Source organism: Salipiger sp. ABF4_146 (genome assembly GCF_056161345.1).
This window is the reverse complement of the sequence record NZ_JBSWYX010000030.1, coordinates 32,553-47,991: the sequence shown is the minus strand read 5'-3', so window position 1 is coordinate 47,991 and position 15,439 is coordinate 32,553. Positions and strand designations below refer to the sequence as shown.

Here is a 15,439-nt window from a genome sequence, read left to right as displayed (position 1 = left end):
CCGAGGCGGCAGTGGTCGGCTACCCGCACAGCGTCAAGGGTCAGGGCATCTACTGCTACATCACCCTGATGAACGACATCGAGCCCAGCGATGAGCTGAAGAAAGAGCTGCGCACCTGGGTGCGCACCGAGATCGGCCCGATCGCCAGCCCCGACCTGATCCAATGGGCTCCCGGCCTGCCGAAGACCCGTTCCGGCAAGATCATGCGCCGCATCCTGCGCAAGATCGCCGAAAACGACTATGGCGCGCTTGGCGACACCTCGACCCTCGCCGATCCTTCCGTGGTCGACGAGCTCATCGAAAACCGCGCCAACAAGGGGTGAGCGAGATGGACGCACAGACCGTGACCCGCGCCCCCGTGCTCATTCTTCTTGGCCCTCCGGGGGCCGGGAAAGGCACCCAGGCGCGCAAGCTCGAAGACAAATACGGGCTGGTACAGCTTTCCACGGGCGACCTGCTGCGCGCCGCTGTGGCGCAGGGCACCGAGGCCGGCAAGCAGGCCAAGGCCGTGATGGAGGCCGGCGGACTGGTCAGCGACGAGATTGTCATCGCGATCCTGCGCGACCGGCTGGACGAACCCGATTGCGCGCAGGGGGTGATCCTCGACGGCTTCCCGCGCACCACCGTGCAGGCCGAGGCTCTCGATACCCTGCTGGGTGCGCGTGGCCAGCGCATCAACGCGGCGATCAGCCTCGAGGTCGATGACGCGGCCATGGTGACCCGGATCTCGGGCCGCTACACCTGCGCCGCCTGCGGCGAGGGCTATCACGACAGGTTCAAGACACCCAAGGAGGACGGCGTCTGCGACCAATGCGGCGGCACCGAGATGAAACGGCGCTCCGACGACAAAGCCGAGACGGTCGCGTCGCGACTTGAGGCATATCATGCCCAGACTGCGCCGCTCATCGGATACTATGAAGAACAGGGCGCGCTCAGCCGCATCGATGCGATGGGCGCGATCGAGGAGGTCGCCGCCGGGCTCGGCGCGATCGTAAAGAAGGCGACGGGCTGACCGTCACCCGCGCGTCCTCGTGGGGAGGTTCCACGGGGACGGCGGAGTTTCAGAGGAGGAGGACCCCGCTCATGGCGGATCAATCGACGCATCACGCGCACAGCGCAGCAGAGTCCGGCAAGGCCTATTGGTCTGCCAACCTGCGGCTCATCATCATCAGCCTGATCATATGGGCAATCTGCAGCTTCGGCTTCGGCATCCTGCTGCGCCCGATGCTGTCGGGCATTTCGGTCGGCGGCTCGGACCTTGGGTTCTGGTTCGCCCAGCAAGGCAGCATCATCGTCTTTCTGGCGCTGATCTTCTTCTACGCCTGGCGGATGAACAAGCTCGACCGTGAATTCGGCGTGGACGAGGAGTAAGGCGCAATGGATCAGTTTACCATCAACCTGCTGTTCGTGGGCGCCTCCTTTGCGCTCTATATCGGCATCGCGATCTGGGCCCGTGCGGGCTCTACATCGGAGTTTTACGCCGCCGGACGCGGCGTGCACCCGGTCACCAATGGTATGGCCACGGCGGCCGACTGGATGTCGGCGGCCTCGTTCATCTCGATGGCGGGTCTCATCGCCTTCACCGGCTACGACAACTCGACCTATCTGATGGGCTGGACCGGTGGCTACGTGCTGCTGGCGCTGCTGCTGGCGCCCTACCTGCGCAAGTTCGGCAAATTCACCGTCTCCGAGTTCATCGGCGACCGCTTCTACTCGCCCACCGCGCGTCTGGTGGCCGTGATCTGCCTGATCATCGCCTCGACCACCTATGTGATCGGCCAGATGACCGGCGTCGGCGTGGCCTTCGGCCGCTTCCTCGAGGTGTCGAGCACCACCGGTCTGCTGATCGGCGCGGTGATCGTGTTTGCCTACGCGGTGTTCGGCGGCATGAAGGGCGTGACCTACACGCAGGTGGCACAATACTGCGTGCTGATCCTCGCCTACACGATCCCGGCGATCTTCATCTCGCTGCAGCTTACCGGCAACCCCATCCCGGCGCTTGGCCTCTTCGGCACCGAGCAGACCTCGGGCACGCCGCTGCTGCAGACGCTGGACCAGATCGTCACCGATCTTGGCTTCGGCGAATACACGGCGCACAATGGCGACACCTTCAACATGGTGCTGTTCACCCTGTCGCTGATGATCGGCACCGCCGGTCTGCCGCACGTGATCATGCGCTTCTTTACCGTGCCGAAAGTGGCCGACGCACGCTGGTCGGCAGGTTGGGCGCTGGTGTTCATCGCCCTGCTCTACCTGACGGCTCCGGCCGTGGGCGCCATGGCTCGCCTCAACATCACCCAGCAGTTCTGGCCGGAAGGCGCTGCGGGTCAGGCGGTGTCGGTGGAAACCATCGAGAGCGATCCCGCCTACGACTGGATGGCGACGTGGCAGCAGACCGGCCTTCTGGGCTGGGACGACAAGAACGGCGACGGCCGCATCCAGTACTACAACGACGCCAACCCGGCGATGGAAGAGCGCGCCGCGGCGGAAGGCTGGGCCGGCAACGAGCTGACCAACTTCAACCGTGACATCCTCGTTCTTGCCAACCCCGAGATCGCCAACCTGCCGGGCTGGGTGATCGGCCTTGTCGCCGCCGGTGGCCTTGCTGCCGCGCTGTCGACCGCCGCCGGTCTTCTGCTCGCCATTTCCTCGGCAGTCAGCCACGACCTGATCAAAGGGCAGCTGAACCCGGGCATCTCGGAAAAAGGCGAACTGCTGTCGGCCCGGATCGCCATGGCGGTTGCCATCGCCATCGCCACGTGGCTGGGGCTCAACCCTCCGGGCTTCGCGGCGCAGACCGTGGCGCTGGCCTTCGGCCTTGCCGCAGCCTCGATCTTCCCGGCGCTGATGATGGGCATCTTCACCAAGGTGAACAACAAGGGCGCCGTGGCAGGCATGGTCACCGGGCTTGTGGTCACGCTGGTCTATATCTTCCTGCACAAGGGCTGGTTCTTCATCCCCGACACCAACAGCTTCACCGACGCCGATCCGCTGCTTGGCACGATCAAGTCGACCTCTTTCGGCGCTGTGGGGGCGATGGTGAACTTCGCGGTGGCCTTCATCGTTTCGGCGATGACCAAGCCGATCCCGCAGGAAATCTCGGAGCTGGTGGAAAGCGTCCGCGTGCCGCGCGGCGCGGGTGCCGCCCAGGATCACTGATCCCAGGATCACTGATCCTTGAGCGATCAAAGCATGGGCGCCGCGGCGCCCATGCCCTATGCAAAGCTCCCGCCCCGCGCTATGCCGAGGCGGGAGTTTTCTTAACCATAGGCACCTGCGGAGCTTTCCATGCCCCTTCAGCCCGACGACCTGCGCCGCTTCCTGACCTCGGTGCACCCTTATGACGCGCTGGATCCTGATGCGCTCGACGTTTTGGTGCCGCAGTTCCTGACGCGGCATTACAAGCCCGGCGAGGAAATCTACGCCGCCGGTGCGCAGCTTGAAGGCCTGTATCTGGTGCTTTCGGGTCAGGTGGAAATCCGCGACGAGAACGGCGTCGCCGTCTCGCTGCTGGGCCAGCGCAACTCTTTCGGCGAACGCGGACTGATGCGCGACGGCACCGCCGCCACCACCGCCAGTGCGCTGGACGACACCACGCTGCTGCTGCTGCCCGCCTACGCCTTTCGCGAACTGATCGCCGAGCACACCGCTGCCCGGCGCTTCTTTGACCGCTCGCGCGCCGCGCGTCCGCAAAAGACCGATCTGGCGCACAGCCGGGTCGAGACGCTGATGGCCCGCGCGCCGCTGACCGTGCCGCCCGAGACACCGGCGCAGGAGGCCGCGCTGTTGATGCGCGAGGAAGGCGTCTCATCGCTGTGCGTGACCAATGGGCGCGACCTCATTGGCATCGTCACCATCCGCGATATCTCCAACAAGGTGGTTGCCGGCGGGCTCGACACCAACACGCCGGTGTCCGAGATCATGACCTATGAGCCAGTCACCCTGCCGCCCTCTGCCATCGGCTCGGACGTGCTGCACATGATGGTCGAGCGGCGCATCGGCCACGTCCCGGTCACCGAGGCCGGGCAATTGGTGGGCATCGTCACCCAGACCGACCTCACCCGCTTTCAGGCGGTCAGCTCCGCCGAACTGGTGGCCGCGATTTCGCGCGCCCGCAGCGCCGAAGAGATGGCCGAAACCACCGCCCGCATCCCGCAGCTGCTGGCGCAGCTGGTGGCGGGCGGCAACCGTCACGAGGTGACCACCCGGCTGATCACCGACATCGCCGACACGGTGACCCGCCGCCTTCTGGCAATGGCCGAAGAAGACCTCGGCACCGCGCCGGTGCCGTGGCTGTGGCTGGCCTGCGGCTCTCAGGGACGGCAGGAACAGACCGGCGTTTCGGATCAGGACAACTGCATGATCCTTGACGACAGCGCCACCGAGCGCGACATGGAATACTTCGCGGAGATGGCGAAGTTCGTCTGCGATGGTCTTGATAAAGCGGGATATTACTACTGCCCCGGCGACATGATGGCGACCAATCCGCGCTGGCTGCAGACGGTCTCGACATGGCGCGAGTATTTCCGCGGCTGGATCAGCACGCCCGACCCCGAGGCGCAAATGCTGGCCTCGGTGATGTTCGACCTGCGCCCCATCGGCGGCACCAAATCGCTCTACGAGGACCTGCAGGACGAGACGCTGCAGGCGGCCTCGAAGAACTCGATCTTCACCGCGCATATGATCTCCAACTCGCTCAAGCACACGCCACCGCTGGGGCTGCTGCGCGGCTTTGCCACGATCCGCTCGGGCGAGCACAAGAACACCGTCGATCTCAAGCACAACGGCGTGGTGCCGGTGGTCGATCTGGCGCGGGTCTACGCGCTGCAGGCGCGGCTGCCCGAGGTTGGCACACGCGCCCGGATCGAGGCGGCGATCGCCGCTGGCGCGGTGTCTGGGTCGGGCGGGCAGGATCTTCTGGATGCCTATGATCTGATTGCGGAAACCCGGCTCGAGCATCAGGCGGGTCTGGTCAAACGCGGGGAAAAGCCCGACAACTACCTCGCGCCGACCACGCTGTCGGATTTCGAGCGCAGCCACCTGCGCGACGCCTTCGTGGTGGTCAAATCGATGCAATCGGCCATTGGCCACGGGCGCGGCATGCTGAGCTGACGCCGTTCTGAGGGGGGAGAGATGTTCTACGAATTGATCGCGGTGCTGGTGGCAGGCGTGGCCGGTGCTGGTGTGGTGCTGCTGCTGAACAAGGCGACGCGCGGACGCCTGCCCCGCTGGGCCATCCCGGTGGGCGCCGGGCTGGCAATGCTGGCCGCCTCCATCGCCAGCGAGTACGGCTGGTACGGTGCCACGGCGCGCGCCCTGCCGGGCGGCGTCGAGGTGGTCGAAACACACGCCTCAAGCGCCGCTTGGCGCCCCTGGACCTACGCCTGGCCAATGACCGACCGTTTCATCGCGGTCGATGCCGCAGGCGCGCGCGAGAACACGCAGACGCCGGGGCTCTATCTCGCCGATCTCTACTTCTTTGCCCGCTGGGAGCCGACGCAGGTGGTCGAGGTGATGGTCGACTGCCCCGGCCAGCGCCGGGCCGACCCGATGGGCGGCGACGGCGGCAGCCCGCGCTGGCGCGACGTCGGGGCCGAGGATGCGATCCTCTCGGCGGTCTGCTCGGAGCGCGCCGCATGACCAAGCTGAGCCTGCGCTTCCGCGTCTTCCTGTTCTTCGCGGGGCTCGCCTTGGGCGGCGCGGGGATTGTGGCGCTGTCGCTCTGGCTCGGGTACGGACGGGCGCTGGAAACGTCGCCGGGCAATGGCTTTGTCTTCGCGGGCATCCTCGCGACCTTCGGCCTTGTCGCGCTGTGCACCGGCATCTGGCTGCTGTTCGACGAGAATATCGCCAAGCCGGTGGAAGGCCTCGCCGCCGAAATGCGCATACGCGCCCATGCAGGCATCGACAAGCAGGTCGACACCCATGGCGCGCGCTACCTCGGCGATCTGGCCCACGCGGCGCAGGCGGTCTCGGCCAAGCTGGGCGAGACGGCGCTGCAAAGCGCGCAACGGGTGGCGGATGAGACCGCGCAACTCGCCGCCGACAAGGCGCGGCTGACCGCCCTGCTCACCGAGATTCCCGTGGCGACGATCATGGTCAGCCCCAAGGGGCAGATCGTGCTCTATGACGGTCAGGCTGCCGAGGTGCTGAGCCAAATTCACGTGCCCCGCCTCAACGCGGCGATCACCGATTACTTCCTCGCCTCGGGGATCAAGGCCGCCGTACGCGAGCTGCACCGCACCGGGCGCGAGGTGGCACTCACCCTGCGCTCGGTCGACGAGGCGCAAAGCTACGATGGGCGGATGAAGCCGCTCGATGGCGGCGGCTACCTGCTGATCATCGAAGGTGCGCACGCCAGCATCGCGCCGGACGCCGAGCGCCCGCTGGTGTTTGATTTCTCGCTGCTCACCGCCCCCGCGCCCGAGGCGATCGAGGACACGCCCCTGCGCGCACTGACCTATGTGGTGTTCGACACCGAAACGACGGGGCTGCTGCCGCACAAGGACGAGGTGGTACAGATCGGCGCGGTCCGTGTCGTGGGCGGTCGTATCGTGCCGGGCGAGCGCATCGATCAGCTTGTCGATCCCGGAACCCCGATTCCGCCCTCCTCGACCAAGGTGCACCGCGTGACCGACGCCATGGTGCAGGGCAAACCGGACATCACCGAGGCCGGTCGCCGGTTTCATCATTTCGCCCGCGGCGCGGTGATCGTGGCGCATAATGCGCCCTTCGACATGGCCTTCCTGCGCCGTCATCAGGCGCGCATGGGGGTCGACTGGAGCAATCCGATCCTCGACACCGTGCTGCTGTCGGCGGTGCTGTTTGGCACAACGGAAACCCACACGCTCGACGCGCTGTGCGAGCGGCTCGACGTCACCATCCCGCCCGAATTGCGGCACACGGCGCTTGGCGACGCGCAGGCCACGGCCGAGGTGCTGGTCAGGATGCTGCCGATGCTGGAGGCGCGCGGGATGACCACCTTCGGCGCGGTGGTGGAACAGACGCGGCAGCATGGCAGGCTTCTGGAAGACCTGAACTGAGACGTCAGCGCCCCGGTCGCACGCTGCGTGTGTGGCGCCACGCCGCAGCGCTCCCCCCGCCGAACGCTGCCCGAGGGTGACAGCGCGGCGCCATGCAGCGGCTTTGCCGCGCCACGTCTCGTGCCACGGAAACACGCGCCCACTTGACCTTTGCGCGGCACGGCCCTAGCGCTCTGCGCATGGCACAAGCACCCCTTCTCCAGCTTTCCGATATCTCGCTCACCTTCGGCGGCGAGCCGGTCTTCTCCGGCCTCTCGCTCAACGTCCAGCCCGGCGACCGCGTCGCGCTGGTCGGTCGCAACGGCTCGGGCAAATCCACCCTGATGAAAGTCATGGCGGGCCTCGTCGAGCCCGACACCGGCGAGCGCATCGTACCGCCGGGCATCTCGGTGGGCTACATGGAGCAGGAGCCTGATCTTTCGGGCTTTGAGACGCTGGGCGAGTACGCCTCCGAAGGCCTTGGCCCGGCGGAGATGTACAAGGTCGAAGCCGCGGGCGAAGGGCTCGGCTTCGATCCCGAGCGCCCTGTCGCCACCGCCTCGGGCGGTGAGCGCCGCCGCGCCGCGCTGGCCAAGCTGATGGCCGAGGATCCGGACGTCATGCTGCTCGACGAGCCGACCAACCACCTCGACATCACCGCCATCGCGTGGCTCGAGGCGGAACTCAAGCGCACCCGCAAGGCCTTCGTGCTGATCTCGCACGACCGGCGGTTCCTCGAAAACCTCACCCGCGCCACGCTGTGGATCGACCGCGGTGCGGTGCGCCGTCAGGAACAGGGCTTCGCCGGTTTCGAGGAATGGCGCGACAAGACGTGGGCCGAAGAGGACGAGGCCCGCCACAAGCTCGACCGCAAGATCAAGGCCGAGGCGAAATGGGCCGTCGAGGGCATCTCGGCCCGCCGCACCCGCAACCAAGGCCGGGTGCGGGCGCTGCAGGCGCTGCGTGCCGAACGTTCGTCGCAAATTCGCCGTCAGGGCACCGCCGCGATGGAACTGTCGTCCGGCCCGACCTCGGGCAAGAAGGTGATCGAGGCGACGGCGCTGACCAAGGGCTTTGGCGACAAGCAGATCGTCAAGGATTTCTCGCTGACCGTCATGCGCGGCGACCGGGTGGCCTTCGTGGGCCCCAACGGCGTGGGCAAGACCACCCTCATCCGCATGCTGATGGGCGAGATCGCGCCCGATGCCGGCCATGTCAAACTGGGCACCAACCTGATGCCCGCCATCTTTGACCAGAGCCGCGCCCGTCTCGATCCGGATATGAGCCTGTGGGAAAGCCTCACCGGCGACCCCGAGATGCGCGTCTCGGGCAAGGCCGATCAGGTGCTGGTGCGCGGCCAGCCGAAACACGTGGTGGGTTATCTCAAGGAGTTCCTCTTCGACGAACGGCAGGCTCGCGCGCCCGTGCGCTCCCTCTCGGGCGGCGAGAAGGCGCGGCTGCTGCTGGCCAAGATCATGGCCAGCGAGAGCAACATGCTGGTGCTCGACGAACCGACCAACGATCTTGACGTGGAAACGCTCGACCTGCTGCAGGATCTGCTGGGCGAGTATGACGGCACCGTGCTGCTGATCAGCCACGACCGTGACTTCCTCGACCGGGTGGCCAGCACCACCATCGCGATGGAAGGCGACGGCCGCGCGGTGACCTACGCCGGCGGCTGGAGCGACTATCAGGCGCAGAAGGCCGAGGCCGAGGCAGAGGCCGCACCCAAGGAGAAGCCCGCCGCCAAGCCCGCCAAGGATGGCGCCTCCGCGCCGAAACCCAAGGCGCAGCAAAAGGGCATGAGCTTCAAGGACAAGCACCGGCTGGAAGAACTGCCGGGGCTGATCGACCGGCTGACCGCCGAGATCGGCAAGCTCGAGGAACTTATGGCCGACCCCGATCTGTTCACCCGCGAGCCGGTGAAGTTCAAGAAGGCCACCGAGGCGCTGGACGAGCGGCAGCAAAAGCTCGCCGCCGCCGAGGAGGAATGGCTGGAACTTGCGGAGAAGGCCGAAGAGGCCTCGTAAGGCGCGCGTCTCCGCGAGACCCTGAAACCTGCAAGAGCCTGCGCAGGCTCTTGCGCCCTTCTCGCCCTACTCGCCCGGCTGGCCCAGCGGCACGCGCTTTTCGGCGATCACCATGAAGCCGACGGTCAACAGAATGCGCACCACGTGGTGCAGGCTGACCAGCGCCGGGTTCGCCGCAAGAGACAGCGCGATGATCGACATCTCGGTCACGCCGCCCGGCGCATAAGAGATCATCAGGTGCAGGAAGGGAATGTCGGTCGCCGCCGTCAGCGCCAGCGCAAAACTGCCCCCCAGCGCCAGCATCCACAGCACGGACACGAGGCTCAGCCACGCCGAGCGGCGCAGCATTGCGGCGGTCATGCCGCTGAAACGCACGCCCAGTGAACTGCCTACCACCACCTGCGCCACGGCGATCAGCCAGAACGGCAGATGCATGTCCACCACGTCGGTCAGCGTCAGCCCCGCCGACAACAACAGCGGTCCGGTAATCTGCCCCGCAGGCAGCTTGATGCGCGAGGCGATGAGCAGCCCCGCCACTGCCGCCAGAAGGATCAGCCCCAGTTCGCGTGCGCTCACCGGCCCTGCGGACATGACGCTCTGCCCCGCCGCGCTGCCGACCGGATGACCGACCCAGAGCGACAGCGCCGAGGGCAGTATCGAGATCACCAGAATGATCCGCAGGAACTGCTGCGCGGTGAGCAGGCGCAGGTCGGCCCCTGCCTTCTCGCCCAGCACGAGGCTTTCCATCAGCCCGCCGGGCGTGCCCGCGTAGAAGGCCGTTGCCCGGTCATAGCCGCCCAGCTTGCGGAAGATCAGGAAATTGCCGCTGTGGCAGAGCACCACGAAGACGGCCAGCGCCCCAAGGGTCAGCGGCAGTTCCGGCAGCAGCGCAAGGATCTGCGGCGTCACCTGCGTGCCGATCATCACGCCGATCAGCCCGATGAACACCGTGCGGAATTTCATCGGAAAGCCGTAGTCGGCCAGCGCACTGTTCTGGAACAGCGCCACGGCGAGGCCGGAGGTGAACAGCGAGCCAAGCATGAAGGGCATGGGCAGGTGCGCCCATTGCGCCAAGACGCCGCCAACACCGCCGGCGGCCAGCAGGCATCCGGTGGTGAAGATCATGCGCAACGACAGGGAGGAAAACGTCATGTCCGGACATAAGCCCAAGCAGGGGCAAGGTGCAATGGCGCCGGGCCTCTCCGCCCGGCGCCATGCTTCATCTCAGTGTGTCAGCGCGGGACGCTGGGCTCAGATCACGGGGCTCAGATCGCCGCACCCTGCGCCTCGAAATCACGGTTGTGGCTGCGCGCGGCGGCCAGCGTGCGCAACAGTTCCTTGGTCGATCTGCTGATATAGAGCGGATACTCGAACAGCATGCTGACCTTGAGGCGCGGATTGATGATGATCGTCTTGCGGATCGTCGTATCGGCGTCCTCTTGGGGATGGATCATGCCGAACGTGTTCGACAGCATGCCATCGGGATCGGAGATGATCGGAAAAGAGATCTCCTTGCCGCTGCGATCGGCGACCGTGTCGCACCAGCGTTGCAGATCGGGCACCGTGTTGCGCGCGATCCCGACGGTCTTCACCCCGGCGCTGCGCAGGCTGGGCTGGATCGAGGCCATCCGCGCCAGTTCCTTCGTGCAAGTGCGCGAGAACGGATCGGCGATGCTGAAGAAGATCGTCCAGTTGCCGTCGATATAGGGGTGGAAGGTGAGCGTGCCCGTGGTCGAAGGTCCCGAGAAATTCGGGAAGAACTCGCCGATCCGAGGCGACCATTTTGCCGAGTCGGTATAGTCCGAAGGAACTTCCACCCAAGTGTCCGGCACTTCGCGTCGGTATTTCCGTTTGTCTCTGAGCATACTGCCTCTACTCTCGCGCCTGTTATTTTAACCAAGTGCTGAATGACGTTTCATGGCGGTGCGGAAATATTGCAGGATCGTCCAGCCAACCTTTTCTCGCGTGGCAGGAAGGCGGCGCGAACGCCCATGCGCCACGAAAAAATGGGGAGGTTCGACGGCCATACATCCCGGCCCGAAGAAAAATCACCTCTTATGATCAACGCGGTAATGTCTTGTTAACCTTTTCACAAGACGGATAGGCCCCCCTCCTGCCGCAAGGTCATGCACCTAAGCAACTATGCCACACTTTTGCCGCTGGGCAGTTCAACCCTGAGGCGCGCCACGGTGGTCTGACGGCCCGCTTGTCCGCCTTTGGCTTTCCCTCTTGAGCGAGACCACTCTTTCCGACAACGCAAAACGCCGCGCCCGGTGTCAGGCGCAGCGGTGATGTAGAACCGATCAGCGGGTTCAGCGCGCGAGGTCACCGGCAATGCGATCGGCAAGCTCGTTGGTCGCTGCGCCCGCGGCGGCGGCCACGCCAGCCGCCCCAGCCGACGCCAGCGGCACGGTGATGTCGAAACGGATCACCCGCTCGCGGATGATCTTGTCGTAGGACGATAAGGCGTATTGCCCCGACAATTCGAACGTGCCGTTGACCCGCGCCACCATGGACGAGACACGCACGTGCACCGCCGCCTGCGACGGCTCTTCGAGCGGCCACGGTTCGGCGGCGACAGTGGCATTGCTGATGCGGCCCAGACGCTCGGCAAGGCTTTGGGTCATCGCCCGACGCGGATCGTCGGCCCAAAGCGCGCTTTCCACTTGCGTCAGCGCGCCGGTCTCATCCTCGATAAGGATCTCGGAGGCCTCGGCATAGGTGGGCAGCGACACTTCGCGCACCTCCAGCGTCGAGACCGCTAGGCGCTGGCTGGCCACGGGCGCGGCGCTGTCGATGCGATAGCGCGGCTCGGTGCCACAGGCGGCAAGCAGCGGCAGCAGGAGAAGCGGCAGGTATTTCAGGGTCATGGTTTTGTCTCCTCTCAGCGGCCGAACAGCAGCGAATTGGGATTACGTTCGATCGAGCGGGCGAGCCGGTTGAGTGCCTCGGCGGCGCTTTGCACTTCGCGCAGCGCCGACACGGTCTGGCGGTTGAAGGCCGATTGACCGTCGTAGCCCGAGATCACCGACTCCGCCTCGGCCACGAGGCGCTGGATGCGGGCCGACAGGTCAGGCAGCGTGGCCACCGCCTCTTCGACCGCCGCGGCGGCATCGCGCGCCGAGGCCAGCGTGGCGTTGGTGTTTTCGACCACCCCACCAGCGCGCAGTTCGGCCAGCGCGCCCTGCGCCTCCTGAAGCATCGCCGACAGGTCAGAGGGCAACTGGCGCGTGCTGTCCTGATCGACGAACCTGCCCGCACCGTCGAGGAATTGCTCGGCCTCGGCCACGAAGCTTTCGAGATCGAGCGCCGTGGCCTTCTGGGTCAGCGCCCGCAGATCCTCGATCAGCCCCGGCACACCCGCGGCGCTCTCTTCCACCGATCCGGCCACGGAGGTGACCTCTTCGGCGGCGGCCTCGGCCGCTTCGAGTGCCGAGACAAGCTGGGTGATCGCGCCGGCGTTGCGCATGTCCTCGACCACCCCGCGCAGATCGGCGACAGCGCCGCGCAGCTCGCCCGGGATCGCCTGCATCTCGTCGCTGCCCAGCAGGCCGCGCGCGTCTTCCACAAGGCCAATGACAGCGTCCGGCGCATCGCGCAGGCGCGGGTCACCGGCGAAGCCCTCGATCGACGACAGCGTTTCGATCGCCTGATCCATCAATTCTTCGACCGGCAGGTCATTGATGCGCTGGAACAGGCCTTCGGCGGTGGCGGTGACGTCGGGCAGATCGGAGGCCACCGAGGGGATCAGCGGCGCGTCCTGCGCGAAGATGCCAAAGGTGGCGGGCTCTGCGTCGGGGATCTCGGCCAGTTCCACCACCAGCGATTGGTTGAACAGGTTCTGCGCCGCAAGCCGCGCCCGCAGCCCGTTGTTCACCGCGTTCGACAGGAAGGCGATGGTCTCGGCCTGCGGCGCCTCTTCGTCGAGGCCGAGCGCACGCGGGTCGATCGACAGCGTGGTGCGCAGACGCACGGTCTGCTGATCGCCCTCGCCGTCGATGAAGGCACCGATGTCGGTCACCCGGCCAATGCGCAGGCCGCGATAGCTGACCGCCGAGCCGACCTCGAGGCCACGCACCGACTCGTCAAACTCGGCGGTAAGCTCCACAGCGTTCGAGATGGTCTCGGAAAACAGGCTGTCGCGCGCCGACTCTTCGTCGTCATACAGATCGAACGCATAGCCCGCCGGCACCGGGTTGCCGCCCGACACCACCGTATCGAAGGCGATGCCACCCCGGATCAGCGCCGCCACCGAGCCGACCGACAGGTTAAGCCCGCCGGGACCGAAGTTGACCGAGAAACCGGAGGTGTCCCAAAACCGGGTTGCCGTGGTGATGCGGCGGTCGTTGGGCGCCTCGATGAAGGCATCCACCGCCACGCCGTTGCCGCGTTCGAGCAGGCGCGGCGTTTCGATCCGGCCCACTTCGATGCCCTGAAAGAAGATCGGCGCGCCGGGCGAAAGCTGCGTGCCATCCTCGGCGCGGATGGTGATGCGCGTGCCCCGCACCCCGGGGCGCACAAGCGGCGTCTCATCAAGACCGCGGAACGAACTGGCGCCCGACGCCTCGGCCTGCGGGGTGAACCCGGCCTCGATGTAGACGCCCGAGAGCACCGTCGAGAGGCCAGAAATGCCCGAGGCCGACACCTCGGGACGCACCACCCAGAATTCGGCGTCAGACGGCAGCGAGTCGGCGACATTGCGATCAATGCGCGCGCTGACCTCGACGGTCTCAAGGTCGCCGGAGAACTCCACCTCCTCGACCGTACCGATGATCACGTCGCGGTAGCGGATGGTGGTTTCCTCGGCAGTGATACCGGCGGCATTCTCGAAGGTGATCTCGATCAGCGCGCCGCGCTCTGCAAAGCTTTGCCACGCGATGAACAGCGTCACCGCGATGGCCGCCAGCGGCACCAGCCAGACCAGCGAAAGGTTGCGCCAGACAGACCGGCGCTTGGACTCGACCGACATCTGCGCCGGTTTCGGATCACTCATTCTGTGTTTCTCTCACTCGCGTCCCAGATCAGCCTCGGGTCGAAGCTCTGCGCCGAAAGCATTGTAAATGCAACGGAAAGCGCAAAGCTGATGGCGGCTATGCCGGGATTGATGGCGGCGGCGAAATCCAACTGCACAAGCGCTGTCAGAATGGCCACCACAAAGACGTCGATCATCGACCAGCGGCCGACGAATTCCACCACCTCGTAAAGATGCTGGCGCGCCCCGGGCGAAAGTTTCACCCGGTGGGTCACGCTCAGCGCCAGATAGGCGATGGCGATGAACTTGGCGACGGGGATCATGATCGAGGCAAAGAACACGATCCCCGCGATGCCGTAGCTGCCGTGGTGGATGAGGTCGACCACGCCTCCAAAGATCGTGCTGTTGGTGGTCTTGCCCAGCATCGTGGTCTTCAGCATCGGGTAGACATTGGCCGGCACATAGACCACGAGCCCCGCGCCCAGCCACGCCCAGACCCGCTGCAGCGACGTGTCGTCACGGCTCGACAGCTGTGAGCCGCAGCGCTCGCAACGCTCGGGGCCCGGCACGTGCACCTTGCCGCATTCGGTGCAGGCGATCATGCCCGCGGCGCGCGCCGTCAGGACTCGCGGCGCGCTTCCAGCGTCTTCCATAGGGTCACCCTGCACATGAATGTATCTTTCAGCACGGTCACAAGAACCAATGCCACGAAGGCCCAGAAGGCCGGCCCAATCGACAGATGCGCCAGCCCGGCCACTTTCACCAGCGCCACCGCGACGCCGACGATGAACACCTCGGCCATCGCCCATGGCCGCAGATGATCGGCGAGGCGGAAAAAGAACTCGGCGTGGCGCGCCGGGCGATGCCCAAAGGCCATCGGCGCCAAGACATAGACCAGCGACACAAAGCGGATCGACGGCAGGATCACCACCAGCGCCGCCATGGCGATGGTCAGCGGCGCGGTCATACCGTTCGAAAAGGCGAGGATCGCATCAAGCAACGAGCTGCGCTGCACCCGCCCCGCCACGCTAAGCTCTAGAAACGGAAAGAAGATTGCCGCCACCATCAGCACCAGCGCCGAAAGCGCCAGCATGATGATCCGGGTCATCGCCGAATTGCGCGGCGCCTCCAGCACCTCGTGGCAGCGCATGCAGCGCGCGGTCTCGCCGGGGGCGATGTCGCGCTCTTCGTGCAGCGTGTCGCACAGGGGGCAGGCAATAAGATGCTCAGCCTGCTCCGCGGTGAAGGCGGGCGGCGGCAGGGCCGGATTGATCTCCGGCGGCAGTTCTTCAGCAACCACATCGGCGAGGCTCATGCGCCCAATCTAGAGCCGCGCGAAGGTCAAGGAAAGGTCTGAGCGTGAAGAGCTTTCCCGATGCCCGAGAAGCAGGCAATGGTGTGCTTTCGTGGCGGCA

General features: G+C 66.0%; 14 protein-coding genes. 8 read left to right on the top strand and 6 right to left on the bottom strand.

All coding sequences use genetic code 11. The features are described 5' to 3' along the window. From ACXAJT_RS25300 to ACXAJT_RS25265, 8 genes are all read left to right on the top strand, one after another. On the top strand, positions 1-323 hold a 323-nt coding region (locus ACXAJT_RS25300; protein WP_475241087.1), incomplete at its 5' end, for an AMP-binding enzyme. A 5-nt stretch (positions 324-328) separates the two neighbouring features. After that, the gene (locus tag ACXAJT_RS25295) at positions 329-1,012 is read left to right on the top strand and encodes an adenylate kinase (protein ID WP_475241084.1); all 684 of its coding nucleotides are present in this window, start codon (positions 329-331) and stop codon (positions 1,010-1,012) included. A gap of 71 nt (positions 1,013-1,083) precedes the next feature. Then, positions 1,084-1,371 carry a DUF4212 domain-containing protein gene (locus tag ACXAJT_RS25290; protein ID WP_475241082.1) on the top strand — a complete coding sequence of 96 codons (288 nt, stop codon included), beginning with the start codon at positions 1,084-1,086 and terminating at the stop codon, positions 1,369-1,371. A 6-nt stretch (positions 1,372-1,377) separates the two neighbouring features. After that, entirely contained in the window at positions 1,378-3,159 is a 1,782-nt protein-coding gene (locus ACXAJT_RS25285) for a sodium:solute symporter family protein (protein ID WP_475241079.1), read from the top strand. Positions 3,160-3,288: 129 nt separating this feature from the next. After that, on the top strand, positions 3,289-5,112 hold the full coding sequence (locus tag ACXAJT_RS25280) for a DUF294 nucleotidyltransferase-like domain-containing protein (protein WP_475241077.1): 1,824 nt from the start codon (positions 3,289-3,291) through the stop codon (positions 5,110-5,112). A gap of 21 nt (positions 5,113-5,133) precedes the next feature. Further along, a complete protein-coding gene (locus tag ACXAJT_RS25275; protein ID WP_475241075.1) occupies positions 5,134-5,640 on the top strand; it encodes a hypothetical protein in 507 nt (168 codons plus the stop codon). Continuing rightward, positions 5,637-7,043 (top strand): 3'-5' exonuclease, encoded by a 1,407-nt coding sequence (locus tag ACXAJT_RS25270; protein WP_475241071.1) that lies wholly within the window; start codon positions 5,637-5,639, stop codon positions 7,041-7,043. The genes ACXAJT_RS25275 and ACXAJT_RS25270 overlap by 4 nt, the downstream gene beginning before the upstream one ends. A gap of 179 nt (positions 7,044-7,222) precedes the next feature. Next, positions 7,223-9,052, top strand: coding sequence for an ABC-F family ATP-binding cassette domain-containing protein (locus ACXAJT_RS25265; protein WP_475241067.1), 1,830 nt, complete (start codon positions 7,223-7,225; stop codon positions 9,050-9,052). A 66-nt stretch (positions 9,053-9,118) separates the two neighbouring features. On the opposite strand, the gene ACXAJT_RS25260 is transcribed toward ACXAJT_RS25265, so the two are convergent. From ACXAJT_RS25260 to ACXAJT_RS25235, 6 genes are all read right to left on the bottom strand, one after another. Continuing rightward, complete coding sequence (locus tag ACXAJT_RS25260) at positions 9,119-10,204, bottom strand: AbrB family transcriptional regulator (protein ID WP_475241063.1); 1,086 nt, start codon at positions 10,202-10,204, stop codon at positions 9,119-9,121. Between the two features lie 113 nt (positions 10,205-10,317). After that, the gene (locus ACXAJT_RS25255) at positions 10,318-10,917 is read right to left on the bottom strand and encodes a redoxin domain-containing protein (RefSeq protein ID WP_475241060.1); all 600 of its coding nucleotides are present in this window, start codon (positions 10,915-10,917) and stop codon (positions 10,318-10,320) included. 447 nt (positions 10,918-11,364) lie between these two features. Then, positions 11,365-11,922, bottom strand: coding sequence for a PqiC family protein (locus ACXAJT_RS25250; protein WP_475241056.1), 558 nt, complete (start codon positions 11,920-11,922; stop codon positions 11,365-11,367). A gap of 14 nt (positions 11,923-11,936) precedes the next feature. Beyond that, entirely contained in the window at positions 11,937-14,045 is a 2,109-nt protein-coding gene (locus tag ACXAJT_RS25245) for an MlaD family protein (RefSeq protein ID WP_475241053.1), read from the bottom strand. Next, positions 14,042-14,677 (bottom strand): paraquat-inducible protein A, encoded by a 636-nt coding sequence (locus ACXAJT_RS25240; RefSeq protein WP_475241049.1) that lies wholly within the window; start codon positions 14,675-14,677, stop codon positions 14,042-14,044. Before ACXAJT_RS25240 ends, ACXAJT_RS25245 begins: the two co-directional genes overlap by 4 nt. Further along, the gene (locus tag ACXAJT_RS25235) at positions 14,644-15,339 is read right to left on the bottom strand and encodes a paraquat-inducible protein A (protein ID WP_475241045.1); all 696 of its coding nucleotides are present in this window, start codon (positions 15,337-15,339) and stop codon (positions 14,644-14,646) included. The genes ACXAJT_RS25240 and ACXAJT_RS25235 overlap by 34 nt, the downstream gene beginning before the upstream one ends. Positions 15,340-15,439: the final 100 nt, after the last annotated feature.

Coding starts and splice junctions, on each gene's coding strand:
- ACXAJT_RS25265 (WP_475241067.1), top strand. CDS start 7,223: ATGGCACAAGCACCCCTTCTCCAGCTTTCCGATATCTCGCTCACCTTC.
- ACXAJT_RS25260 (WP_475241063.1), bottom strand. CDS start 10,204: ATGACGTTTTCCTCCCTGTCGTTGCGCATGATCTTCACCACCGGATGC.
- ACXAJT_RS25270 (WP_475241071.1), top strand. CDS start 5,637: ATGACCAAGCTGAGCCTGCGCTTCCGCGTCTTCCTGTTCTTCGCGGGG.
- ACXAJT_RS25240 (WP_475241049.1), bottom strand. CDS start 14,677: ATGGAAGACGCTGGAAGCGCGCCGCGAGTCCTGACGGCGCGCGCCGCG.
- ACXAJT_RS25285 (WP_475241079.1), top strand. CDS start 1,378: ATGGATCAGTTTACCATCAACCTGCTGTTCGTGGGCGCCTCCTTTGCG.
- ACXAJT_RS25280 (WP_475241077.1), top strand. CDS start 3,289: ATGCCCCTTCAGCCCGACGACCTGCGCCGCTTCCTGACCTCGGTGCAC.
- ACXAJT_RS25295 (WP_475241084.1), top strand. CDS start 329: ATGGACGCACAGACCGTGACCCGCGCCCCCGTGCTCATTCTTCTTGGC.
- ACXAJT_RS25235 (WP_475241045.1), bottom strand. CDS start 15,339: ATGAGCCTCGCCGATGTGGTTGCTGAAGAACTGCCGCCGGAGATCAAT.
- ACXAJT_RS25250 (WP_475241056.1), bottom strand. CDS start 11,922: ATGACCCTGAAATACCTGCCGCTTCTCCTGCTGCCGCTGCTTGCCGCC.
- ACXAJT_RS25290 (WP_475241082.1), top strand. CDS start 1,084: ATGGCGGATCAATCGACGCATCACGCGCACAGCGCAGCAGAGTCCGGC.
- ACXAJT_RS25245 (WP_475241053.1), bottom strand. CDS start 14,045: ATGAGTGATCCGAAACCGGCGCAGATGTCGGTCGAGTCCAAGCGCCGG.
- ACXAJT_RS25275 (WP_475241075.1), top strand. CDS start 5,134: ATGTTCTACGAATTGATCGCGGTGCTGGTGGCAGGCGTGGCCGGTGCT.
- ACXAJT_RS25255 (WP_475241060.1), bottom strand. CDS start 10,917: ATGCTCAGAGACAAACGGAAATACCGACGCGAAGTGCCGGACACTTGG.